23 protein-coding genes are annotated in these 23,897 nt (G+C 63.2%); 4 read left to right on the top strand and 19 right to left on the bottom strand.

Translation table 11 applies throughout. The features are described from left to right. Window positions 1-10 precede the first annotated feature (10 nt). Window positions 11-970, bottom strand: coding sequence for a nitronate monooxygenase family protein (locus tag B0G71_RS18300; RefSeq protein ID WP_116143212.1), 960 nt, complete (start codon window positions 968-970; stop codon window positions 11-13). Window positions 971-1,255: 285 nt separating this feature from the next. On the opposite strand from B0G71_RS18300, the gene B0G71_RS18295 reads away from it, so the two are divergent. Then, window positions 1,256-2,146: an alpha/beta fold hydrolase gene (locus B0G71_RS18295; RefSeq protein WP_116143210.1), complete on the top strand. Its 891-nt coding sequence runs from the start codon at window positions 1,256-1,258 to the stop codon at window positions 2,144-2,146. 51 nt (window positions 2,147-2,197) lie between these two features. Here the strand turns inward: B0G71_RS18295 and B0G71_RS18290 are convergent, their stop codons facing one another. After that, window positions 2,198-2,668, bottom strand: coding sequence for an Lrp/AsnC family transcriptional regulator (locus B0G71_RS18290; protein WP_116118736.1), 471 nt, complete (start codon window positions 2,666-2,668; stop codon window positions 2,198-2,200). A gap of 113 nt (window positions 2,669-2,781) precedes the next feature. Between B0G71_RS18290 and B0G71_RS18285 the strand changes: the two genes are divergently transcribed. Beyond that, complete coding sequence (locus tag B0G71_RS18285) at window positions 2,782-3,681, top strand: DMT family transporter (RefSeq protein WP_116143208.1); 900 nt, start codon at window positions 2,782-2,784, stop codon at window positions 3,679-3,681. 321 nt (window positions 3,682-4,002) lie between these two features. Here B0G71_RS18285 and B0G71_RS18275 read toward each other — a convergent pair whose 3' ends face one another. From B0G71_RS18275 to B0G71_RS18250, 6 genes are read right to left on the bottom strand one after another with little or no spacing between them, the layout of a single operon-like run. Next, a complete protein-coding gene (locus tag B0G71_RS18275) occupies window positions 4,003-4,923 on the bottom strand; it encodes an MBL fold metallo-hydrolase (RefSeq protein WP_116143204.1) in 921 nt (306 codons plus the stop codon). Next, window positions 4,920-5,405, bottom strand: a complete 486-nt coding sequence (locus B0G71_RS18270; protein ID WP_116143202.1) for a MaoC family dehydratase — start codon at window positions 5,403-5,405, stop codon at window positions 4,920-4,922. The genes B0G71_RS18275 and B0G71_RS18270 overlap by 4 nt, the downstream gene beginning before the upstream one ends. Further along, window positions 5,402-5,626, bottom strand: coding sequence for a DUF1289 domain-containing protein (locus B0G71_RS18265; RefSeq protein WP_106283990.1), 225 nt, complete (start codon window positions 5,624-5,626; stop codon window positions 5,402-5,404). Before B0G71_RS18265 ends, B0G71_RS18270 begins: the two co-directional genes overlap by 4 nt. Window positions 5,627-5,639: 13 nt before the next feature. Beyond that, the gene (locus tag B0G71_RS18260; protein ID WP_116143200.1) at window positions 5,640-6,161 is read right to left on the bottom strand and encodes a YbaK/EbsC family protein; all 522 of its coding nucleotides are present in this window, start codon (window positions 6,159-6,161) and stop codon (window positions 5,640-5,642) included. Between the two features lie 54 nt (window positions 6,162-6,215). Beyond that, window positions 6,216-7,142 (bottom strand): hydroxymethylglutaryl-CoA lyase, encoded by a 927-nt coding sequence (locus B0G71_RS18255; RefSeq protein WP_116143198.1) that lies wholly within the window; start codon window positions 7,140-7,142, stop codon window positions 6,216-6,218. 60 nt (window positions 7,143-7,202) lie between these two features. Further along, window positions 7,203-8,144, bottom strand: a complete 942-nt coding sequence (locus B0G71_RS18250) for a glyoxylate/hydroxypyruvate reductase A (RefSeq protein WP_116143196.1) — start codon at window positions 8,142-8,144, stop codon at window positions 7,203-7,205. A 348-nt stretch (window positions 8,145-8,492) separates the two neighbouring features. On the opposite strand from B0G71_RS18250, the gene B0G71_RS18245 reads away from it, so the two are divergent. Together B0G71_RS18245 and B0G71_RS18240 are read left to right on the top strand one after the other, a co-directional pair. Beyond that, on the top strand, window positions 8,493-9,095 hold the full coding sequence (locus tag B0G71_RS18245) for an alpha/beta hydrolase (protein WP_116143193.1): 603 nt from the start codon (window positions 8,493-8,495) through the stop codon (window positions 9,093-9,095). 136 nt (window positions 9,096-9,231) lie between these two features. Beyond that, on the top strand, window positions 9,232-10,257 hold the full coding sequence (locus tag B0G71_RS18240) for a sulfate ABC transporter substrate-binding protein (protein ID WP_116143191.1): 1,026 nt from the start codon (window positions 9,232-9,234) through the stop codon (window positions 10,255-10,257). Between the two features lie 92 nt (window positions 10,258-10,349). Here the strand turns inward: B0G71_RS18240 and bioB are convergent, their stop codons facing one another. From bioB to aceK, 11 genes are all read right to left on the bottom strand, one after another. After that, window positions 10,350-11,435, bottom strand: a complete 1,086-nt coding sequence (bioB, locus tag B0G71_RS18235) for a biotin synthase BioB (protein ID WP_116143189.1) — start codon at window positions 11,433-11,435, stop codon at window positions 10,350-10,352. 33 nt (window positions 11,436-11,468) lie between these two features. Continuing rightward, window positions 11,469-12,212, bottom strand: a complete 744-nt coding sequence (bioD, locus tag B0G71_RS18230) for a dethiobiotin synthase (RefSeq protein ID WP_116143187.1) — start codon at window positions 12,210-12,212, stop codon at window positions 11,469-11,471. Beyond that, window positions 12,209-13,393: an 8-amino-7-oxononanoate synthase gene (gene bioF / locus B0G71_RS18225; RefSeq protein ID WP_116143185.1), complete on the bottom strand. Its 1,185-nt coding sequence runs from the start codon at window positions 13,391-13,393 to the stop codon at window positions 12,209-12,211. Before bioF ends, bioD begins: the two co-directional genes overlap by 4 nt. Continuing rightward, on the bottom strand, window positions 13,393-14,754 hold the full coding sequence (bioA, locus tag B0G71_RS18220) for an adenosylmethionine--8-amino-7-oxononanoate transaminase (protein WP_116143183.1): 1,362 nt from the start codon (window positions 14,752-14,754) through the stop codon (window positions 13,393-13,395). The genes bioF and bioA overlap by 1 nt, the downstream gene beginning before the upstream one ends. 1,034 nt (window positions 14,755-15,788) lie before the next feature. After that, complete coding sequence (locus B0G71_RS18205) at window positions 15,789-17,066, bottom strand: dienelactone hydrolase family protein (protein WP_116143181.1); 1,278 nt, start codon at window positions 17,064-17,066, stop codon at window positions 15,789-15,791. Between the two features lie 572 nt (window positions 17,067-17,638). After that, window positions 17,639-18,088, bottom strand: a complete 450-nt coding sequence (locus tag B0G71_RS18195; protein ID WP_116143179.1) for a YchJ family protein — start codon at window positions 18,086-18,088, stop codon at window positions 17,639-17,641. A gap of 7 nt (window positions 18,089-18,095) precedes the next feature. Further along, window positions 18,096-19,226 carry an acyl-CoA dehydrogenase family protein gene (locus B0G71_RS18190; protein WP_116143177.1) on the bottom strand — a complete coding sequence of 377 codons (1,131 nt, stop codon included), beginning with the start codon at window positions 19,224-19,226 and terminating at the stop codon, window positions 18,096-18,098. A gap of 28 nt (window positions 19,227-19,254) precedes the next feature. Then, window positions 19,255-19,932, bottom strand: a complete 678-nt coding sequence (locus B0G71_RS18185; RefSeq protein ID WP_116143175.1) for an SDR family oxidoreductase — start codon at window positions 19,930-19,932, stop codon at window positions 19,255-19,257. A gap of 45 nt (window positions 19,933-19,977) precedes the next feature. Next, window positions 19,978-21,171: an acetyl-CoA C-acetyltransferase gene (locus tag B0G71_RS18180; protein ID WP_116143173.1), complete on the bottom strand. Its 1,194-nt coding sequence runs from the start codon at window positions 21,169-21,171 to the stop codon at window positions 19,978-19,980. Continuing rightward, the gene (gene can, locus B0G71_RS18175) at window positions 21,164-21,940 is read right to left on the bottom strand and encodes a carbonate dehydratase (protein ID WP_116119715.1); all 777 of its coding nucleotides are present in this window, start codon (window positions 21,938-21,940) and stop codon (window positions 21,164-21,166) included. Before can ends, B0G71_RS18180 begins: the two co-directional genes overlap by 8 nt. Before the next feature lie 94 nt (window positions 21,941-22,034). Then, window positions 22,035-23,873 carry a bifunctional isocitrate dehydrogenase kinase/phosphatase gene (gene aceK, locus B0G71_RS18170; RefSeq protein WP_116143171.1) on the bottom strand — a complete coding sequence of 613 codons (1,839 nt, stop codon included), beginning with the start codon at window positions 23,871-23,873 and terminating at the stop codon, window positions 22,035-22,037. Window positions 23,874-23,897 lie beyond the last annotated feature (24 nt).

The following is a 23,897-nucleotide window of genomic DNA, read 5'->3' as shown; positions in this document are numbered from 1 at the left end:
GCGCACCACCTCAGCGCGCAATCCCCAGCCGCGCCTTTGCGTCGTTATATTCCGTCGTCAAACGCTGCACCAGCTCGCCCACGCTCGGCACGTCGTCCATTAGCCCGACGCCCTGACCCGCACCCCAGATGTCTTTCCACGCCTTCGCCTTGTCGCTGCCGAAGTTCATCGCGCTCTTGTCCGATTCCGGCAGCGCGTCCGGGTCCAAGCCCGCGTTCAGGATACTTTCGCGGATGTAGTTGCCGTGCACGCCGGTGAACAGGTTCGTATAGATGATGTCCGACGCCGTGGAATTGACGATCGCCTGCTTGTAGCTGTCGACAGCGTGAGCTTCCGTGGTCGCGATGAAGCGCGTGCCCATGTAGGCGAGGTCCGCGCCCATGGCCTGCGCGGCGAGAATCGAGCCGCCGTTGGCGATCGAGCCCGACAGCACGATCGGGCCGTCGAACATGCGCCGCACTTCGCCGACGAGCGCGAACGGCGAGGTCGTTCCCGCATGGCCACCCGCGCCGGACGCGACCAGGATCAGACCGTCGACGCCCGCTTCCAGCGCTTTCTGCGCATGGCGTAGATTGATCACGTCGTGCAGCACGATGCCGCCATAGCTGTGCACCGCATCGACGATCTCACGCGCCGGCGCCCGCAGGCTCGTGATGAAAATCGGCACCTTGTGTTCGACGCATACGCGCACGTCGTGTTCGAGCCGCGTATTCGATTGATGGACGATCTGATTGACGGCGATCGGCCCGATCAGCGCATTGGGATTGGCGGCCTTGTGCTCGGCGAGCTGCGCCTGAATCTGCGTGAGCCACTCGTCGAGCAGTTCAGCCGGACGGGCATTCAGCGCGGGAAACGAGCCGACGATCCCGGCCTTACATTGAGCCAGCACGAGCTCGGGATAGCTGACGATGAACATCGGCGAAGCGACGACGGGCAGCGCAAGTTTTTGCAGGACGGCGGGCAATGCCATAGTGCGTGTCTCCTGATTTGAGCGGGCCGGTGCGTCGTTGCGCGCCCGGCGATGACTGAGTTTAGCGGCACATGGCTTGCGGCGCTTTCCTGCACGCCACAGCCACCCGAAGATTTTAAGAACGATCGTTCGATTATAGGCGAAGCGCAACGAGCGCGTTCGATTGAGGCGTTTAGAACAGTTGGAAGGAGTGTTCAGGTTCTACGCTTGCGTGGGCTATCCCACCTCGCACGGACACATCGGGCTTCTACAATGCAGGAACTCCAAAATCACGAGCGAGACGCCATGGCTTTCGAGAATTTCACGCCCTTTCGCGTCGCCGTGGGCGACGTCGATATTTTTGGAGTGAAGGGCGGGGCGGGGCCGCCTCTTCTGCTGCTGCACGGTCATCCGCAGTCGCATCTGATCTGGCGGAAGTGCGCCGCGCAGCTGGCGGAGCATTTCACGGTGATCGCCACCGATCTGCGCGGTTACGGCGCGTCGGGCAAGCCGCCGAGCGACGCCGCGCACACACCGTATTCCAAGCGCGTGATGGCGGCCGATCAGGTCGCCGTGATGCGCCATTTCGGCTTCGACCGTTTTCTCGTATGCGCGCACGATCGCGGCGCGCGCGTCGCGCACCGCATGGCGCTCGATCATGCGGACGCCGTCGAGCGTCTGATGCTGCTCGACATCGCGCCGACGCTCGCCATGTATGAAGCCACCGACCGCGCCTTTGCGACGCATTACTTCCACTGGTTCTTCCTGATCCAGCCGGCGCCGCTGCCTGAAACGCTGATCGGTGGGAATCCGGCGGCGTATGTCGACGCGGTGATGGGCAGCCGTCACGCGGGTCTTGCGCCGTTCGAGCCCGGCGCGCTCGACGCCTATCGCGCGGCCCTCGCGCAACCGGATGCGATTCACGCGATGTGCGAGGACTACCGCGCATCGGCGAGCATCGATCTGGAACACGATCGCGCCGACATCGAGCGCGGTCTCAAGATCGGCTGCCCGCTGCGCGTGCTGTGGGGCGACAAAGGCGTGATCGAGAAGTGCTTCGACGCGCTGGCGGAATGGCGTCACGTGGCGCGCGACGTGAGCGGCCGCGCGCTGTCTTGCGGCCACTACATACCTGAGGAAGCGTCAGACGAACTGGTCGCCGAAATGCTTTCTTTTTTCGAACCGGTCGAGCAGTAACGTCACGTTCGTTCCATTTCGCTCCTACGCGAAGCCGCGTCCGCGCGTCGCTCAACCGAGCGGCGGCAGGCGGCGCGCAACTGGCGTCGACTTGACGATCGCGGTGCTGGTCTCGGCGCGCTCGGTGACCTTGGACAGAATCTCGTCGAGCTGCTCGATCGAATGGAGATACAGGCGGCAGATGAAGCAATCGTCGCCCGTCACCTTGTCGCATTCGACGAACTCCGGAATGCGCCGGATCACTTCTTCCACCAGATGCAACTGGCCGGGCAACGGCTTCACGCGCACGATAGCCTGCAGCGTGTAGCCGAGCGCGCGCGGATCGATCTGCACCGTGAAGCGCTCGATCACACCTTGCGCTTCGAGCCTGCGCACGCGCTCCGCCGTGCTCGGCGCCGACAGCCCGACCTGACGCGCCAGTTCGCTGACCGGCTGACGGGCGTCTTCCGCGAGCGCGGCGAGGAGGGCCCGGTCGGTGTCGTCGAGCGGGGCGGGCGTTGGAAGAGTAAGGCGTTTGGTCATGACGGCCTTCGATTGTTAGGTCGGATTGCGTGATCGCTTAAGTTTAGCCATGTATTCGGACGATCGGATTAATTACACTGCTCGTCATGCAGGAATCAATTCGAGGACGAATCATGGCGTCAAATGAAATCCGCCGCGGGGCCGCGGAAATGACCATGGCCATGCTGATGTCCGGCACCATCGGCTGGCTGGTGGTGTCGTCGCAGCAAAGCCCGTTCAATGTCGTGTTCTTCCGCTGCATTTTCGGCGGCGCGACGCTCGCGCTCGTGTGCGCCTTACTCGGGCTATTTCAGCGCAAGCTGTTCTCGTGGAAGATGCTCGGCCTCGCCTTGCTCGGCGGCGCGGCGATCGTGATCAACTGGGTATTGCTGTTCGCCGCGTATTCGCGCGCGTCCATCTCGATGGCGACGGCGGTCTACAACACGCAGCCGTTCATGCTGGTGGCGCTCGGCGCGCTGGTGTTTCGCGAGCGCGTCAGTATGTCGACGCTCGCGTGGCTGGTGGTCGCGTTCATCGGCCTTGTGTTTGTCTTGAAGGTCGAACCGGCGGTGCTGGCGGTGCCGGGGCAATATCTGGTCGGCGTCGCATACGCGGTCGGCGCGGCCGCGATGTATGCGGTGTCGTCGATCATCACGAAGCGGCTCAAGGGCACGCCGCCCCATCTGATCGCGCTGATCCAGGTATCGCTCGGCGTGCTGATGCTCGCGCCGTTCGTGCGCTTCGATGCGTTGCCCGCAACGAGCGTGCAGTGGCTCGAACTGGTCGTGCTCGGCGTCGTCAATACCGGCCTCATGTACGTGCTGCTGTACGGCGCGATCCAGAAGCTGCCGACCTCCATGACGGGCGCGCTCTCGTTCATCTATCCGGTGGTGGCGATCATCGTCGACCGGGTCGCGTTCGGGCAAACGCTCGCGTGGATTCAGGTGCTGGGAGCGGTGCTGATTCTGGTGGCGGCAGCCGGGGTCAATCTCGGCTGGCGGATCGTGCCGCAAAAGCGCCTGTCGTCGACCTGACGGGCGATGCCCCGTTGCGACGAATCACAATGCTACGGATTCCAGAGTAACTGGATGCGCAAATATATTCATACCGTGGACTAATGATCCGAAAGATACGCAACGACGGCGCCTCGTAACGTGACGCGTTGTAGACGGCTTTGAAAGCGGGCGTCAAACTTCTGTAGGGAAATCACCGATGCGGTCAAAAAACCGGCACGCGTATCATGCGTCTTGACGCTGATCACGTCCGACAGAATTTCCGCCGCTCGCCTGCAAGGGTCGAGCGGCTTTCTTTTTGTGGCGACGATATCCCGCTGTGCCTCTGTCAGAGGCACAGCGTCAGGCCGCGCGCGCGACGATGCGCGCACCATCCACTTCCAGCGGCCCATTCCTGGCCGCCAGTTCCTCGACGATCTCTCTCAGCAACGCGGGCCATTCGCCACGCGGCTTGAGCATCGACGCGGCGGCGCGCATCACGCTGGCGTCGTCGAGCATGCGCAGCAAGGTATCGAAGCCCATTGCACGGACTTCGAGCAGCTTGAATACGATCAGCACCTTCAGCGCATTCCTTGCGTTGCGGGCCGGATCGGCGCGCAGCCACGCAACGCGCGAAAACGCGCGCTCAAGCGCCTGTTCGACACTCGTGAAGGGTGCGCCATGGCCAGGGATCACGAGGCGCACGTCGAGCCTCGCAATGGCTTCCAGCACGGCTTGCTCCTCGGCGAAACCGCTTTCGCCTTCCAGTTCAGGAAAGATCACGCCGAAGCCGTTTTCCCATAGCGCGTCCGCGCTGATCAGAATGCGTTCGTCCGCGCAGTAGAGCATCAGCGAATGCGGATCGTGGCCTGGCGCGCCGAGCACATCCCAATCGAGCGCGCCGAGCCGCAAGCGCGCGCCGGGCGCGATCGTTCCAGTGAGGGTGAAGCGCTCGCAGGTCTGGCCGGTGGCGCGAAACGTGAGGCGCGTTTCGTCCCAGTCCTGCACGGCGCCAGCTTCCGAAGCCGGAATGACGGTACGGCATGGCCACGTCGCCTGCAACAGAGCATTGCCGCCGCAGTGATCCGAATGCAGATGCGTGTTGACGATCAGATCGAGCGGCCGCGCGCCGAGTGCTTGCCGCACGAGGGCGAGCGTTTGCGGCGCGTGCGTGGCGTAGCCGGTATCGACCAGCGCGGCGCAGGCGTCGTCCACCAGCAGCACGTTGTTCGACGAGAGCCAGCCGCGTTCGAAAACCCGAATCGATTCCGGCAGCGTGATCATGGCGAGTTGGGCGCTACGTTTGCGCTTGCGTCTGCGTTCGCGGACGCTTCGGGTTTCGGCATCACGAGAATCGTCGACGAACCGACCAGCATGGTCTCGCCACGCTGATTCACCACCGAGCCTTCGAGATGCGTCAGATCGCCGTTCAAACTCGGCTTCCAGTAAGCATGCTTCACGCGCCATGTGATCGTGAGCGTGTCGTTCGCCTGGACGGCTTTCTTCAGCTTGATATCGAACTCAAGACCGAGCGGTTGCGCATAGGTCGAATAATGCGTGGCGAGCAGCGCCATGAAATGCGCGGTGGGCTGCGTGCCGGACGCGATCAGGCCGCCGAAGCGGCTTTGGGCGGCATACGCTTCATCGTGATGCAGCGGGTTGTAATCATTGACGAGCGCAGCAAACGATTTCACCGACTCCGCCGACAGCGCCAGCGTCGAACTGAACGTTTCGCCAACCGTGACGATGCGCGGGGCTGCGTTCATCGCCGCTCCTTCGGCTGGCTCGCGACGAATTGCGCGTGGCGAAGCTCGATCGCGTCCCAGACCGCGCGCTTCGCGTCATCGTCGAATAACGACCAGTTGGCGATTTCGTCGATGGTGCGCAGGCATCCTTCGCACCAGCCCGTCGACGCATCCATCCTGCACACGTTGATGCAAGGCGACGGCACGGCGTGGTGGTCTTCGTTATCGAGGCCCGCTGTCATCATCGTCATCGCGTCAAGCCGTCTCGCGCAGCGCGACGTCGATCACCGGCGCGTTCGTGAGTGCAATTAATTCCTGCGCCGTCAGATTGAACACCGCATGCGGATGACCCGCGGCGGCCCACAGACTGTCGAGTTCGAGCAGATCGGCATCGATCAGCGTGACCGGCTCGGTCGCATGACCGATCGGGCAGACGCCGCCGATCGCATAGCCGGTTTTTTCGCGGACGAACTTCGCGTCCGCACGGCCGATCTCGCCGACTCGCGCGGCGACTTTCTTTTCGTCGACACGATTCGCACCGCTCGCGATCACCAAAACCGGCGCGTCGTCTTCCCGGCGGCGAAACAGGATCGACTTGGCGATCTGCGCGACCGAGCAGCCGAGTCCTGCGGCGGCTTCGGCGGAGGTCTTGCCGGTTTCCGGCAGCATCACGATCCGGCCCGCGTGACCGCGTTCGCGCAACAGCAGCGCGACGCGGCGCGCCGAGTCGGGCAGTGCGGTGAGATCGTCGGATTCGAGAGAAGCTTGGTCCGTCATCGTTTCAGGTCCTGATTGATTGCGTGAGTGGTGAGCGGCCGCATTGCGCAAGCGTCAAACGCAGTTGGCCGCTTCGCTGCGTGCTTTGGCGAGCAGTGCTTTGCCCGCGCGCGAAACATTGGGGCGGCCGATCGACGTCGAGATGAAATCGCCGATCGCCACGACTTGCGCGAGGTCGATGCCGGTCTCGATGCCGAGGCCGTTCATCAGATACAGCACGTCTTCGGTCGCGACGTTGCCGGTCGCGCCCTTCGCATACGGACAGCCGCCGAGGCCCGCCACCGACGCATGATAGATTTCGATGCCTTCCTGCAGAGCCGCGTAAATGTTGGCGAGCGCCTGACCATAGGTGTCGTGAAAGTGGCCGGATAGACGCTCGCGCGGAAACACCTGCGTGACCGCCTCGAACACTTCACGCGTGCGTTTCGGCGTGCCGACGCCGATCGTATCGGCGATATCGATCTCGTCGCAGCCGAGCGCCGCGAAGCGCTGGACCACATCCACCACCGATGCGACCGGCACTTCGCCCTGATACGGACAGCCCAGCGCGCACGAGACACTCCCGCGAATCCGCAAGCCATGCTCCTTCGCCGCCTGCGCGACAGGCGCGAATCGATCGATGCTTTCCGCGATGCTGCAATTGATGTTCTTCTGCGAAAACGCTTCGCTGGCGGCGCCGAAAATCACGATCTCGTCGGCACGCGCGGCAAGTGCGCCTTCGAAGCCGCGCAGGTTCGGCGTCAGCACCGAATAGATCGTGCCGGGGCGGCGCTCGATGCCAGCCATCACGTCGGCGCCGTCGGCCATCTGCGGCACCCATTTCGGCGACACGAACGAAGCGGCCTCGACGTTACGGAAGCCCGCCGCCGACAAACGGTTGATCAACTCGATTTTGGTCGCGGTGGCGACGAATTCCTTTTCGTTCTGCAGTCCGTCACGCGGACCGACTTCGACGATTTTCACTTGCTGAGGCAGGGCCATGATGTGTCTCCTATGTCGACGCCGCGCATGGCGGCGCTCCTTCAACTGGATTCGATGGGTTCAGTATCCGTGTTCGATATTCACCACGCCGCTGATCGTGTCACCGCGCACGAGCGCGGTGATCTTCTGCGCGACCTGGGCCACGCTTTCTTCGCGCAGCGTCAGCGCGGACACGTGCGGCGTGATCGTGATGCGCGGCTCCTGCCAGAACAGATGATCCGGCGGCAGCGGTTCCTCGCGGAACACGTCGAGCGTGGCGGCGGTGATCTGCCCGCTTGCGATGGCGTCGAGCAAATCCTGTTCGACCAGATGCGCGCCGCGCGCCACGTTGATCAGATACGCGCCGTGCGCAAGCTTCGCGAAGGTGCGCGCGTTCAGCACATCGCTCGTCTCCGGAGTACGCGGCAGCAGATTGACCAGCACCTTCACGCCGTCGAGAAACGCGTCGAATTGCGCTTCCCCGGCGAATGTCGTGATGCCGTCGATCTGCCGCGGGCTGCGGCTGTAGCCGCGCACCGGCAGGCCGAACGCTGCGAGCGTTCGTGCGACATGCGCGCCGAGCACGCCGAGTCCCAGCACGCCGACCGTGAAGGTGTCACGCGGATGCGGCTCGAGCACTTCCCAACGGCGCTCGTTCTGCAGCGTCTGATACTCGTCGAAGCGGCGCAGGTAGCGCAGCACCGCGTGCGTTGCATACTCGGCCATTTGCGGCGCCATGCCGGTGTCTTCGAGACGGATCAACTGCGCGTTGCGCGGCAACGTGCCGGGCTGCTCGTGTTCCAGCGCGAGGATAGCGTCGACGCCGGCGCCGAGATTGAAAATCGCGCGCAGATCGTCGCGGCCGGCCAGCATCTCGCGCGGCGGACGCCACACGACCGCGAAGTCGGCCGGCGCGGTGTCGCCCGGCTGCCACTCACGCAGATCGGCATCCGGCAGGGCGCGAGCGAAATCGTGCAGCCAGGCGGCGGCGTCGGCATGCGGCATGTAGAAGAGGATTTTCATACGGTCCGAAAGGCGCCTTCGAGATCGGGTCTGGGCGCGAAGATGCCACGGCATGACCGGCGCGACGGCTGCGGCGTTGTGGACGACGCTTGCGGCATGAGGCCTCCTCCTTTTATGGATAGGCTTCATTCTACTTTTTCGACGCGATTCGCGCGCGTTTGCGTACGGCCGTGCGGTTCGGAGGTGGGCTTTGCGCCGGGCGGCCCATGTTGGCGGCGCGTTTATTCGTGCGTTTGCCCGCTCGTTCGCTCGCGCATTTGTCCGATAAACAAAGCACAAAAACTTGGTTCGCCCTTGCGGTGAGCGGCGGGACAATCACTACCCGGATTCCCGCTGCGAGGCACACACATGCTTTCATGCACCAAATCGACATGGCCGCCGCGGCTCGTCACCGTTCCCGGCCTGCACGGCAGCGAGAGCGCGCACTGGCAGAGCTGGCTGGAGCGGCAGTTCGCGCGCTCGTTGCGCGTCGAGCAAGCCGACTGGGACGCGCCGGACCTCGCGCTGTGGTCGAAATCGCTGCGCGATCTGCTGGCGCGCGAGCGTGGGCCGTTCGTGCTGGCAGCGCATAGCTTCGGCTGCCTCGCGACCGCGTACGCATTGCAGCAGGCGTCGTATGCGAACGACGTGGTCGGCGTGCTGTTCGTCGCGCCCGCGAGTCCGCAGAAATTCGCCTTCGCGGGAGCGTTCGACGCGCGGCGTCTCGGCGTGCCGTCGATCCTGATCGGCAGCGAAACCGATCCGTGGATGTCGCTCGCCGGCTCGCGCGATCTCGCGCAGCGTTTCGGCAGCGCGTTCGTCAATCTCGGCGACGCGGGGCATATCAACACGGCGGCCGGCTTCGGTCCGTGGCCGCGCGCCAAGTATTTCGTCGATACGCTCGTGCACTGCGCGGCGCCGCTGCGTTTTCGCGAGGAGCCGTTCGAGGCTGTACAGCAAGCGTTCGTGTGAGCGTTTGAACTGCAACGCTCGCACATCGAGTGACGGACGCAAGGAACACTGGCCAAGTAAGCGATCCGTTAGAATCCCGCTTCACGCTGCACGTTCGTGCGGCCACTGGTTTTCATCATCGACAGGCGGGGACAAGATGGCAGGCAAGACGGAGACATCGCGCTGGCTGGCAGCCGGCATGACGGCAATCACGCTCGCGCTGGCGGGCATGTCGACGGCGCACGCGGATACATCGCTGCTCAACGTCTCGTACGACGTGACGCGCGAGTTGTACAAGGACATCAACGCCGGCTTCATCGCGGCGTACAAGCAGAAGAGCGGCGAGAACATATCGATCCGCCAGTCGCACGGCGCGTCGAGCGCGCAGGCGCTGTCGGTGCTGCAAGGCCTGCAGGCCGACGTGGTGACGATGAACCAGCCGAACGACATCGACCTGCTCGCCGAGAAAGGTCAACTGGTGCCGGCCAACTGGCGCGCGCGCCTGCCGGACGACAGCGCGCCGTACACCACGACGATGGTGTTCCTCGTGCGCAAGGGCAATCCGAAACACATCAAGGACTGGGACGATCTCGCCAAGCCTGGCGTGCAGGTGATCATCGCGAATCCGAAGACTTCGGGTAACGGACGCTACACGTATCTGGCCGCATGGGGTTATCGCAAGCAGCACGGCGGCACCGACGCGCAGGCGCTCGACTTCGAAAAAGAGATCTTCAGGAACGTGCCGGTGCTCGACACGGGCGGCCGTGGCGCGACGACCACCTTTACGCAACGCGGCATCGGCGACGTGCTGGTGACGTTCGAAAACGAAGTCGCGCTGATGGACACGGGCGTGGGCGGGGCCAATTTCGAGGCGGTGTATCCGTCGGTGAGCTTGCTGGCGGCGCCGCCGGTGTCGATCGTCGACAAGGTGGTCGACAAGCGCGGGACGCGCAAGGAAGCGCAGGCTTATCTCGACTATCTGTGGTCGCCGGCCGCGCAGGACATCATCGCGCAACATCATCTGCGTCCGCGTGACAAGACCGTGCTCGCGAAGCATGTCGCAGAGTTCAAACCGATCAAGACGTTCACGGTGGAAGAGATGTTCGGCAACTGGCAGAAAGCGCAGCAAACGCATTTCTCCGATGGCGGGACGTTTGATCAGATCATCGTGGATAAGAAGTAGGTTTTTAGCGCCGTAAGTCAGCAAAAAGGCTGCCTCGAAAAACGAGGCAGCCTTTTTTATTGCGCGTGCTCTATCACGCGCGATGCATACGCTCAGTTCGGCGCAGCGTGCTTATCACAGCCATGTTCGCAGCCGCTTTGATCGAGCGGCATTTGCTGCGCGGCCTCGGCGCGAATGCCGAGACGTTCAAGCAGCTTGCGGTCGGCCTCTGCTTGCGGGTTGCTGGTGGTCAGCAATTGATCGCCGTAGAAAATCGAGTTCGCGCCGGCGAGGAAGCACAGCGCCTGCAACGCTTCGTCCATCTGCTCGCGGCCGGCCGACAGACGCACCATCGCGCGCGGCATGGTGATGCGCGCAATGGCGATCGTACGCACGAATTCGAACGGGTCGATCGCTTCGGTGCCCGTCAGCGGCGTGCCTTCCACCTGCACCAGATTGTTGATAGGCACCGATTCCGGATACGGCTCCATGTTCGCCAGTTGCGCGATCAGACCGGCACGCTCACGACGCGATTCACCCAGACCGACAATCCCGCCGCAGCACACGTTGATGCCCGCATCGCGCACGCGTTCGAGCGTGTCGAGGCGGTCCTGATACGTGCGCGTCGAAATGATCTGTCCGTAGAATTCCGGCGACGTGTCGAGGTTGTGGTTGTAGTAATCGAGGCCCGCTTCACGCAGCCCTTGCGCCTGATGCGTTTCGAGCATGCCGAGCGTGACGCAGGTTTCCAGACCCATTGCCTTCACGCCGCGAATCATGTCCTTGATCGGTTCGAGGTGGCGGTCTTTCGGATTGCGCCACGCGGCGCCCATGCAGAAGCGCGTCGCGCCGTTTTCCTTGGCGACCTTGGCGGCGGCGAGCACTTCGTCGACCGGCATCAGCTTGTCGGCCTGCAGGCCCGTATCGTGATGCACCGACTGCGGGCAGTACGCGCAATCTTCCTCGCAGCCGCCGGTCTTGATGGACAGCAACGTGGACAGTTGCACGGTGTTCGCATCGAAATGCTCGCGATGGGTTTGCTGCGCCTTGAACATCAGGTCGTTGAACGGCAGTTCGTACAACGCGACGATGTCGGCGACGCGCCAGCGAGCGACCTGTTTCGCGCCAGCTGCGGCGTTGGCATTGTTGTTTGCCGCGGCTGTGTCGGCGGGTGTGGAAGCGATGTTCAGTTGCGTCATGTCGTCAATCCTCATGGATGGATATGTGAGTTTTTAGCGCTGCGAATGCGTTTGCATGTGCCGCAGCGTCTGCAAAAGCCGTTTGATGTCGAGTTGGTCCGCCGCAAGCTCGGGCGAGGGTGGATTCAGATTCGGCACGATGCCGAGCAACGGCGCGTCGTATTCACGTGCCAGATGCTCGCGGATCGATGCGATGTTTTCGTCGGGGAACGTCATGTCCGGATCGATGCGATTCGCGACCCAGCCGGCGAGCGTGAGCCCGCGCGCGGCGATTGCTTCGGCGGTGAGCAGCGCATGGCTGATGCAGCCGAGCCGCATGCCGACCACCAGCACGACCGGCAGCTTCAACGCGACGGCGAGATCGGCGGTGTCCTGTGTGGTCGTCAACGGCACACGAAAGCCGCCGACGCCTTCCACGACCACGATCTCCGCGCGCTTCAGAGCCTGCGCGTGACAATCGACGATGTGGCCGAGATCGAACGTGACGTTTTCCAGTGTGGCCGCGATGTGCGGCGCGGCCGGTTCCTTCAGCAGATACGGCGTGCGCATCTCGGGCGGCAGCAACACGTTCGACGCGGCGTCGAGTTGATCCGCGTCTTCGTTATGCAGCACACTGTTCAGTTCGAACGCGCCGGCGGCGATCGGCTTCATTGCGGCAGCTTGCAAGCCTTCGCGGACGAAGCCGCGCAACAGCGCCGACGAGACGAACGTCTTGCCGATTTCCGTATCGGTGCCGGTGACGAACAACGACAGTGCGTGTTGAACTGTGCTATTCATGCCGCTTTCGCTCCGAGTTGCTGCAAGCCGGCTTCGAGACGGTCGAGGTCCGCTTGCGAGTGCGCGGCCGACAGCGAAATACGCAAACGCGACGTGCCGGCGGGCACGGTGGGCGGACGGATCGCCGGCACCCACAGACCCGCGCGATCGAGCGTGGCCGCGATGTCGAGCGTGGCGTCGTTCGCGCCGATGATGAGCGGCTGCACGGCAGTATGCGAGTCGACCGGCAGCCAGGGCGTCGCCTTCAGCATGGCGCGCGTGCGTTCGATCAGTTGCCGAAGATGCGCGCGACGCGCGTCGCCCTCCTCGCCACCGATGATGCGCAAGCTCGCCGACACCGCGTGCGCCGCGGCCGGCACCGACGCGGTGGTGAAGATGTACGGACGCGCGCGCTGCACGAGCCATTCGATCACGGTTTCATGCGCGGCGACGAACGCGCCGGAGACGCCGGCCGCTTTGCCGAGCGTGCCGATCGAAATGAGGTTCGGCGAACGGAGCGCGGCTTGCGCGATCGCGCCGCGGCCTTGCGGGCCGAGCACGCCGAAACCGTGCGCGTCGTCGACGATCAGCCATGCGCCGTGTTGCTCCGCGAGTTCGAGCAGACGCGGCAGCGGTGCGATATCGCCGTCCATGCTGAAGACGGTATCGGAGACGATCACTTTGACGTCGGCCTCCGAGGCTTCGAGCATTGCGCTCAGCGCTTCTGTATCGCAGTGCGGGTAGATCTGCACGTCGGCGCGGGACAAGCGCGCGCCGTCGATCAGCGAGGCGTGATTGAGCGCATCGGAGAAGAGCGTCGTGCCGCGGCCCGCGAGCGCGGTGAGCGTGGCGAGATTCGCCATATAGCCGGTGCTGAAGTAGAGCGCGCGAGCGTTATCGACGAAGCCGCCCGCGAATTCCGCGAGATCGTCTTCGAGTTGCGCGTGCGCGCGCGAGTGGCCGCCGAGCAGATGAGAGCCACCGCTGCCCGCGCCATAACGCTGCGCGCCTTCAGCGATCGCCGCGATGAGTTGCGGATGCGCGGCGAGACCGAGATAGTCGTTACTGGCGAAGCCGATGATTTCGCGGCCGTCCACAGTCATGTGCGCGGCGCATGGCGTTTCGGCAGTGCGGCGGCGACGGCGCAGGCCGCGCGCATCGATTTCCGCGAGGCCTTCGGTGAGCCTGTCGAGCAGGTGCATTAGCGGGTCTCCGCGAGCGTGGCTTCGAAGGTTTCGCGCGTGCGCGAGGCGAGCAGCGCGAGTTCTTCGTCGTCGAGGATATATGGGGGCATCAGATACACCGTGGTTGAAATCGGGCGCAGCAGCAGTTCGCGCTGCAGCGCGTTTTCGAAGAAGCGGCGCGAGAATGTTTTGGCTTGCTGGGCGTCGTCGATCACGGCATCGAAGGCGAAGAGCGTGCCGCACTGGCGCAGATTGCGGACTTGCTTGTGCTCGGCTAGCGGCATGAGCGCGGCCTTCAGCTTCGCGGATTTTTGCGCGTTGGCGGCAAGCACGTTGTCGCTCGCGAACAGATCGAGCGTGGCGAGCGCCGCGCGACACGCGAGCGGGTTGCCGGTGTACGAGTGCGAATGCAGGAAGCCGCGCGCGGTGTCGTCGTGATAGAAGGCCGCGAAGATTTCGTCACGCGACAGCACGATGGAAAGCGGCAGATAGCCGCCGCTGATCCCTTTCGACAGACATAAAAAGTCCGGCCAGATGCCGGCCTGTTCGCAGGCGAAGAAAGTGCCGGTGCGTCCGCAGCCGACGGCGATTTCATCGGCGATCAGATGCACACCGTATTGGTCGCACAAGGCGCGCAATCCGGTGATATACGACGCGTCGTGCATGGCCATGCCGGCTGCGCACTGCACGAGCGGCTCGACGATTAGCGCGGCGACTTTCGTGGCGCGTGTTTCGAACAGCGAGCGAACGTTATCGAGCGCGCGGCGCGCGACGTCGGCGGCGTTTTCACCTGGTTGCGCGAGGCGGGCGTCGGGCGATGCAACGACGTGCGCGTGGCGGATCAGCGGATCGTAGGCGTCTTTGAAGAGCGCGACATCGGTGACGCCGAGAGCGCCGATGGTTTCGCCGTGGTAGCTATTGGCTATGCAGACGAATTCCTGCTTGTCCGCGAAACCGCGATTGCGCCACGAGTGGAAGCTCATCTTCAGGGCGATTTCGACGGCGGATGCGCCATCTGATGCGAAGAACGCGTGGCCCAGCGTGTTGCTCGTCAGCGCACTGAGCCGCTCGGCGAGTTCGATGGCCGGTTCGTGCGTGCAGCCGGCGAGCATGGCGTGTTCGAGCGTGTCGAGCTGGTCTTTCAGTGCCGCGTTGATGCGCGGGTTGGCGTGGCCGAACAGGTTGACCCACCAGGAGCTGATGGCATCCAGATAGCGATGGCCGGCGCGGTCATAGAGCCACGCGCCCTGGCCGCGCGCGACGGGCACGAGCGGCAGGCGTTCATGGTGCTTCATCTGCGTGCAGGGGTGCCAGATGGCGCGCAGGCTGCGGGCGATCCAGTCGTCGGGGGCTGCTGATGGTGGTGCTGGGTTGTCCAAAGGGTACTCCAGGGGTGCTTTTTTGCCGCTGCGCGGGGGGCTTTTTTAGGGCCGTTTTCAGTCGGGTGGCGCGGATTTTTTTGCGCTGCGCGCGGCTCTTGGCGGGCTTGCGGGGTCGAGATTAGCGGTTTATTTCGTGCTGTGCACTAGGGGTTCGATGCGCGTTTTTTGCCTGCGGCGCTGGGGTTTGGCGATGTTCGGTGCAGGTGGTTTCTGTTTGTGGGTGAAGGTCGCTGATCGGCGGAGTTGACGACGGCAAAGTAGTGGCAACTTACTGGCGGGGATTTGGGGTTTTGGGCCTGCGCCGGCTCGGATTTTTCTGTCTGTGTTCTCTGCGGTGTTGGCCTTTCCTTGCATTCATGGTGGTCTATTGGCGTTGCCCCTGTGCGGGGCGGCACCTACTTTCTTTGCCGCGGCAAAGAAAGTAGGCAAAGAAAGCCGCTTCACACCGCGAGCCCATAAGCGGGTCCCCCGCACAGCCGCGGTAGTGGCGCATCTGGAATCTGTGCCCTCCCACATTCGACGCTTGTGACACAGCAGTCATACCTCCCGCCTCGCGCTGCGCGCTCGCCGGAAGGGACTGCGTAAGTCGACTGGGTTTTTCGTGCGCGGCGGGGCCGACGACCTCGTTTCGGCATGAACGCCGAAACGATGAGGATTGGAGAAGTTGGTACACGGATAGGGGCTGGTAGCTCAGGAAGTACTGAGCACAAGAGCGAACCGATGGTTTGACGAATTACCGCGACGGCGCGCGCAGCGCCGCCGGAAGAATGACGGCCTTGTCACTGAGGCTGAATGTGCGGGGGCACAGATTCCAGATGGGCCAGCGCCCCCTCCAAGCCGAGGGACCCGCTTATGAGCTGGCGGTGTGAAGCGGCTTTCTTTGCCTACTTTCTTTGCCGCGGCAAAGAAAGTAGGTGCCGCCCCGCACAGGGGCAACGCTAATAGACCACAAAGAGATCAAGGAAAGGCCAACGCCTCAAAGAACACCGAGAAGCAACACCCGCCGGGCAGGCATAAACAAAACCGGACTCCTACTCCCGACTAGCAAGAGCCCGCCGAGCATCGGCGCCGCCAGCAGCACCCCCACCATCAGCCGTCTGCGAAGACTGATCCCCCCAAACAACGGAGCTATTCACCGCATACAACCTGCAAGGCGCAGAAGACTGCTTCTGACAATTCGCGACCGCGACCGACATCGGATCATCACCGCCCTCAGCCCAGGACCAGGCCCCCGAGTCAGAAACAGCAAACGCCCGACTAGGAAACTGATGCAAGAAATTCCGATACCCATTACGCCCGGCTTCATCGACAAACGGCACGGCGTCGACCGCATCGACAGCAGCAAACCCACTGGCTTTAGGCGTGGACGGATCCGACACACGATACTGCACGCCAGTCGGCATGCCCACCTGCGCAAGAAAAGCCTCGACAGCCGGCCACCACACATGCACGCCATCACGATCGCCGACCAGCCGGTGCGCGTCATTCTTGTAGTTGCCGAAATCCACCATCTTCGCGCTCGCGCCATGCGCGCCATAAGCGGCGTACATGGCCGCCACCAACCGCGCGTTCCAGACCGAATCGTTATCGCCGTACATCCACAGCGATGGCACCTTGGTCTTTTCGCCATACGCGCCGAACGCATGCGTCAGGTTGCCCTGCCAGTCGCCGCACGCGTCCTGCCGCAAGCCGCCCGAGAAATTGATCAGCGCCCTCACGCCCGGCGCTGCTTGCGTGCCGTACGCCATCGTCGCAAGACCGCCGTGTGAGGTGCCGGCCACGACGATATGCGTCGCGTCCACGTAAGGTTGCTTCGACATGAAGTCGACCGTCGCGGCGACATCGCCGGCCTGGCCGATGCCGTTTTTCTCGACGTCGCAACCATCCTGCTGATACACGCCGTCCGAGTGTCCGAAACCCTGGCGGTTCGGCGCCACCACCACGTAGCCGCGGCGCACGAATTCGCGCGCGAACGGCAGCGGGTCGCTGCGCTCCTGCGTGTGCGGATCGCCGGGAATCTTGCCGTGGTTGAACACGATCATCGGAAACGGGCCAGCGCCGTCCGGTTTGTAGATCGTCGTTTCGAGAGTGACCGTGCCGGCTGCATCGACCGGTACGCGGATGATCTGTTCGTTGAGACCAGCGGTGGGCAGATAGACGTCGTCGTCGAGCGCGATGCGCGGCACGTGTGCGCGGGTCAACGGTCCCGGCTGCGTGTCCGCGAGCGGGTCGGCGTGCGCGAGTGCGACAGCGCATGTAGCCGCTGCACAGATCACCGCACACTTCGTCAGAACCTTGCTGAACACCATTCACGCACCTGCCTCAAAAACCTGCCCTGAACACCGTGGCGTCTGTCTGTCGAAAGTCATTGCTGACATTTGCCTTTCGGGCGGGTTTTCGACAAACAAAAACACACTCGCGTACGGAGTGCGCCAGAGGCGCACGCACGCTATTCGAGATCGCACGGGATGAACCCAAACGGCCGACGCGACCCCACGCGCCGATGATGAGCGCCACGGCTGCTGCCCGAAACCGCCGCCGGAACCACACTGTCTGGTGCCCGGCAGGGCTCCCTGCGCATTTTGCGGAGCTGGTATCGACCGGCCCTCGCAACGTGACGTCATGAAGCTACGGCCTCATCCTGGCACGACAATTTTGTTTTGTGCAATCAAGGAGAACCCGCGTCGCAAAAATTGCCGCGTGCTGTTTGATCGCTGAGCCCGGTCGATACAGGCGTCACCGGCGTTTGGCGCACCGAAGCAATCAGGCGTGGCGCGGGTCATGTGGCATCTCGCCAACAAAAAAATGGCCCTGCTATCAGGGCCATATGTGAGCGCGGCGTAAGGACGCTGCGGCGTCTTGTAAGGGGCAGAAAGGGACTTTATTCGCTGATGTCGCCGTCGACGTAGCGCCAGCGGCCATCATCGCCGCGAACGAAACGGCTCAGTTCGTGCAACCGACGCGCGCGGCCGCACACCTTGTAACGTGCGACGAATTCGACCGTCGCGTGATCGGCGTCGGTTTCTGCAAACGCCTTGATTTGTAGTCCGAGCCAACGCGGCGCATCGGGTGCGGCCGGGTCCGCGTCGAGATCGGCGGGGCAGGTCTGCGGCGCCCAGGTGGCGCGCAGGTAATCCGTTGAGCCTACAACATAGGCGCTATAGCGCGAGCGCATCAGTTCGAGCGCCCGTGGCGCCGTTTCGCCGCCGTCGATATAGCGGCCGCAGCACTGCGCGAAGCGCGGCGCCTTGGCACCGCTACGCTGGTCGGGCGCGGCGCCGCCGCACGGACAGTCGGATGGTCGTTGCACTAACAACATTTGCTTATTCATCTGACTTTCAGCCAAGACCACGCGCGATCAAAATCTTCTGGATGTCGCTGGTGCCTTCGTAGATCTGGCACACGCGCACATCGCGGTAAATGCGCTCGACCGGGAAGTCGCTCAGGTAGCCGTACCCGCCGTGAATCTGCAAAGCGGCAGAACAGATGCGCTCGGCGGCTTCGGACGCGAATAGCTTGGCCATCGCGGCTTCGGTCAGGCACGGTTGACCGGCGTCTTTCAACGATGCGGCGTGCCAGATCAACTGTCGCGCCGCTTCGAGTTGCGTCGCCATGTCGGCGAGGCGGAATTGCACGGCCTGGTGCGAAAACAGCGGTGCGCCGAAACTTTCGCGCTCCTTCGCATAACTCAAGGCCGCTTCGAACGCGGCGCGCGCCATGCCGATGCTTTGCGCGGCGATACCAATGCGTCCGCCTTCGAGCCCCGACAACGCGATCCGGTAGCCTTCGCCTTCCGCGCCGATCAGATTCGCGGCCGGCACGCGGCAGTCCTCGAAAATAATCTGCGCCGTATCCGACGAATGCTGGCCGAGCTTGTCCTCGACTCGCGCCACAACGTAGCCCTTCGTGTCGGTGGGCACGATGAACGCGCTGATGCCGCGCTTGCCCGCCGCTTTATCGGTCACGGCCATCACGATCGCGAGGTTGCCGTTCTTGCCGCTCGTGATGAATTGTTTGACCCCGTTCAGCACGTACGCGTCGCCGTCACGTGTGGCGGTGGTGCGCAACGCGGATGCGTCGGAGCCGGCCTGCGGTTCGGTCAGGCAAAACGCGCCGAGCATCTCGCCGCGCGCAAGCGGCGTGAGCCAGTCGCGTTTCTGCGCGTCGTTGCCAAAGGTCAGCAGAATGCTGCAGACGGGGCAGTTGTTGACGGAGATAGCCGTCGAGGTGCCACCGTCGCCGGCGGCGATTTCTTCGAGAATCAGCGCGAGCGCCAGCGCGTCCATGCCGGCGCCGCCGTACGCTTCGGGCACCAGCACGCCATACGCGCCGAGTTCGGCGAGCTGCCGGTGCACATCCTTCGGAAAAGTACGCTCACGGTCCCACGCCGCGGCATGCGGCGTGATCGCTTCGCGCACGAAGGTGCGCAGCGCGTCGCGGACCATCAAGTGATCCTGATCAAGCACCATGTATGTGTCTCCCGTGCGGCACAGCTGCTCACCAGTCGAGCAGCGTGCCGTCGTATTGATAGAAGCGGCCGTTGAACTCTTCATGCGCCGCCGCGGCTTGCGCCAGCACTTCACGCATGCCGGTGACGCTGCGCGCCGGATCGATCGCCGCCTGCGCACCGCCCATGTCGGTGCGCACCCAGCCCGGATGCAACGAAACGCACGCGGCGCGCTTCGCTTCCAGCGACGCGAGTTTCAGCGTGTCGTTCAACGCCGCCTTGCTCGCGCGATACAGCCATCCGGTCGTGCCGCTAGCGTCGCCGATGCTGCCCATCTTGCTCGAGATTACCGCGAACACACCGCCGGCCTCTTCGACGAGCGGCAGCAGGATCGGCATCAGTTGCATCGGTCCGCGCACGTTGGTGTGCATGACGTGGTCGAAGTCTTCAACGGTAATCGCCTCGATGCCTTCCGTGCGCGGGCCGTACACGCCCGACACCAGGATCGCCGCGTCGAGTCGTTCACCGTCGAGCTTCCAGCCGAGCGCGGCGATTTCTTCCGGCGCGCTCACATCGAGTGAAAAAGTTTCGGCGCCGAGTGCCTTCAATGCATCGAGCGCGGCGCCGTCGCGCGCGGTTGCGAGCACGCGCCAGCCGCTCTTTTTGTATTGCCGTGCAAACTCCTGGCCGATGCCGCGCGATGCACCGACGATCAACACTGTCTTCATGGAATACCTCAGCAAGCCGTCAAAACAGCGCGAAAAAAACGCGGGTTAAACCAGTTCGATACCCATCGCCGTCGCTTCTCCACCGCCGATACACAGCGTCGCGACGCCGCGCTTGCCGCCGCGCTTCTTCAGCGCGCCGATCAGCGTGACGAGAATCCGCGCGCCCGACGCGCCGATCGGATGGCCGAGCGCACAAGCGCCGCCGTTCACGTTGACCTTCTCGTGCGGCAGATGATGTTCCTTCATGGCCGCCATCGTCACGACGGCAAAGGCTTCGTTGACCTCATACAGATCGACTTCGTCGGCGCGCCAGCCGTTCTTCTCGAACAGCTTGCGAATCGCGCCGACCGGCGCGGTGGTGAACTTCGCCGGCTCCTGCGCGAACGTCGAGTGACCGACCACACGCGCGATCGGCTCGACGCCGAGACGCTTCGCGGTCGATTCGCGCATCATGACGAGCGCGGCCGCGCCGTCGGAAATCGACGACGAATTCGCCGCCGTCACCGTGCCGGTTTTGCTGAACGCCGGTTTGAGCGTTGGAATTTTTTCGATGTTTGCCTTGAACGGCTGTTCGTCGCGATCGATGGTGACATCGCCCTTGCGGCTCTCCACCTTCACCGGCGCGATTTCCCAGGCAAACGAACCATCTTCGTTGGCGCGTTTTGCACGATTGAGCGACTCGACGGCGAACGCGTCCTGCGCCTCGCGCGTGAAGTCGAACGAGCCTGCGCACTCTTCAGCGAAGGTGCCCATCAGTCGGCCTTTTTCGTAGGCGTCTTCGAGGCCGTCGTAGAACATGTGGTCGATCACCTGACCGTGGCCCATGCGCATGCCGCCGCGCGCCTTGGGCAGCAGGTACGGCGCATTCGTCATGCTTTCCATGCCGCCCGCGACAATCACATCGACGGAGCCCGCCGCGAGCATGTCGTGCGCGAACATCGCGGCGCGCATGCCGGAGCCGCACATCTTGTTCACCGTGGTGCTGCCGGTGGCGAGCGGCAAGCCGGCGCCGAGCGCGGCCTGACGCGCGGGCGCCTGACCGAGGCCGGCGGGCAGCACGCAGCCCATCACCACTTCGTCGATCTGTTCGGGCTTCAGTCCCGCGCGTTTCACGGCGGCTTCTATCGCTACCGAGCCCAACTGCGGCGCCGTCAGCGCGGCGAAGTCGCCTTGAAATGCCGCCATGGGCGTGCGGGCCACACCCACGATGACGATCGGATCAATCTTTGTCTCACTCATGTTTAAGCTCCTTGATTACGCCTTCGACGATAGCCGGCACGTCGCCGAGCTGAGCCGCATCGGCGGCGACCACGTCGTTCTCTGCCTTGTGCGGGCCACTAGCCGACACCGCCGCGACGCACTTCTGATAGGTGGCATCGAGCGCGCCCGGCTCGCTGACCATCATGCCGAGGTTGCGCACCTTGCCGTCATGCACGCCGTACGCCCAGCCGTGTACCGTCAATTCCTGGCCGCGCGCCCACGCATCGTTGACGATGGTGGTGCGGCATACGTTCATCACCTGTTCGATCGCGTTCAGTTCGACCAGCCGCCGATGGCGCACCTCACCGATCGGCCATTCCTCGATCAGCGCCGCATGTTTGGTGCGCACATCCTGCACGTGATGCAGCCAGTTGTCCGCAAGACCCACGCGACGGCCGTGCAGCGCCGCGCCGACGCCGGAGCAGCCGTAGTGGCCGACCACCATGATGTGCTTGACCTTTAGCAGATCGACGGCGAACTGGATCACCGAGAGACAGTTCAGATCGGTATGCACGACCACGTTGGCAATGTTTCTGTGCACGAACACTTCGCCCGGCGGCAAGCCGATGATCTGGTTGGCCGGCACGCGCGAATCGGAGCAGCCGATCCACAAATACTCGGGCGTCTGCTGATGGGCGAGGCGCGAGAAATACTCTGGGTCTTCGGACAGCTTGCGGGCGACCCACGCTTCGTTGTTGTCGAACAGATGCGAGAGCGGATTGTCAGGAGTTGAATCGTTCGTGTTCATGGTGCGTCTTGGCGGTTGCTCGACCGATTGACCGGTCGATGTCGTTACATAGAGTTCGGACGAGGCATCTGAAGATGCGAGCGGCGCGTGAGCTTCACGCCGCCCGCACGCTGCGCGCGTCGGCTGTCGCATCTGGCGCGGGCGATGCAAGGCCGGCGGCATCGACGAAGCGTTCCGGGTAGCGGTTGCAGAAGCGCACGCTGTCGTCGTACGGGAAAAAGTCGGGCAGTTCGCCTTTCAATAAATGATCCTTGTGCCGTTGCCATAGCGCAGGATCGAAGAAGTCCGCGTGATACTGCATGAAGGAACGGCGCACGCGTGGGTCGCCGAGCAGGAATGTGCCGTACGTTTCCGGGAAGATGTCGTGCGGGCCGACCGAGTACCACGGCTCGCCCGACATTTCGTCCTCCTCGTTACGCGGCGCCGGCACCGCGCGCACGTTGCAGTCGGTCAGATATTCGATTTCGTCGTAGTCGTAGAACACCACACGGCCGTGACGCGTCACGCCGAAGTTCTTGTACAGCATGTCGCCTGGAAAGATGTTCGCCTGCATCAGTTCCTTCACCGCATTGCCGTATTCCTTGATCCCGTGCTCGACGTCTTCGTCGTTGCCGTTCTGCAGGAACAGATTGAGCGGCACCATGCGGCGTTCGATATACATATGGCGAATCACCAGGTTGTCGCCGTCGTATTCGAGCAGCGACGGCACTTCCTTCTCGAGTTCGCGCACCAGCGCTTCGTCGAGGCGTGAGCGGGGCAACGCCACGCTCGAATATTCGAGCGTGTCGGCCATGCGGCCCAGCCGGTCATGTCGTTTGACGAGTTGATACTTGCTTTGGATTTGCGCGCGCGTGGTTTCCTTCGGCGGCGGGAAGTTGTCCTTGATCAGCTTGAACACGTACGGAAACGACGGCAGCGTGAACACCAACATCACGAGCCCCTTGATGCCGGGCGCGATGATGAACTGATCGCTCGAATGCGAGAGGTGATGCAGCAGGTCGCGATAGAACAGATTCTTGCCCTGCTTCTGTAAGCCAACCGACGTATAGATTTCCGCCTTCGGCTTTCCCGGCATGATGGTGCCGAGAAATTCGACGTAGGCGGACGGCACTTCCATGTCCACCAGGAAGTACGAATGCGAAAAGCTGAAAATGATCAGCAACTGTTCGCGCTTGAGCAGCACGGTGTCGAGCGCGAGCACGCCCGGCTTCACATGACGCAAGGGCACCGCGAACGGCAGGAGCAAATCGCCGTTGATGATCCGTCCGACGATATACGCCGACTTGTTCCGGTAGAACAGCGACGAGAGCACGTGAATCTGGAAATTGGGCGCTTCGTCGAACGCACCGAACGCGTCATGGATCGCTTGCATCACACAGCCGACGTCGCGCGTCAAATCTTCGAACGACGGCTCCAGCTGGAAGTTCGTGACGATGCGTTCAAGCGTCGCCGCGAGTCCGTCTTTGCCCGGATAGTACGCACGGTAAGTCGGCTTCGCGGCCGGCTCGTCGTTCTCGATGTATTCGGTCGAGATGGCCGGGCGCACGAAAATGAAATCGTTGTTGAAGTACGAGCGGTGCAGGATCTTGCAGCATACCGAATTAAAAAACGTTTCCGCGCACTCCGGCTGACGGTGCGTGGTCAACAGGCCGATGTAATGCAGCTTGATCTGCTGCCACACTTCGCTGTCGATTTTTTCCGCGTCGTATTCGTCTTCGAGCAGTTCGACGCATTCATCGACACGCTCGTCGTATGAGGTAATGCGATCGCGCGCGAGCTTCTGCAAACCGTGCCAGTCGCCTTTTTCGAAGAGCGTCTTGGCGTGGATCGCGGCGTCGCGAAAGATCCGGTAATGGCGGTCGAATCCTTCGAGCATGGTCTGCGCGAGGTCAAAACCGATCTGCGACGACAGCAGTTTGGGGAAGTGATTCATGTCGACCGCGCATTCGCCTCATGT

This window comes from Paraburkholderia sp. BL27I4N3, from assembly GCF_003386115.1.
Taxonomy (GTDB): domain Bacteria; phylum Pseudomonadota; class Gammaproteobacteria; order Burkholderiales; family Burkholderiaceae; genus Paraburkholderia.
Note: the sequence above shows the minus strand (reverse complement) of the source record. Positions and strands in the feature narration are given on the sequence as shown.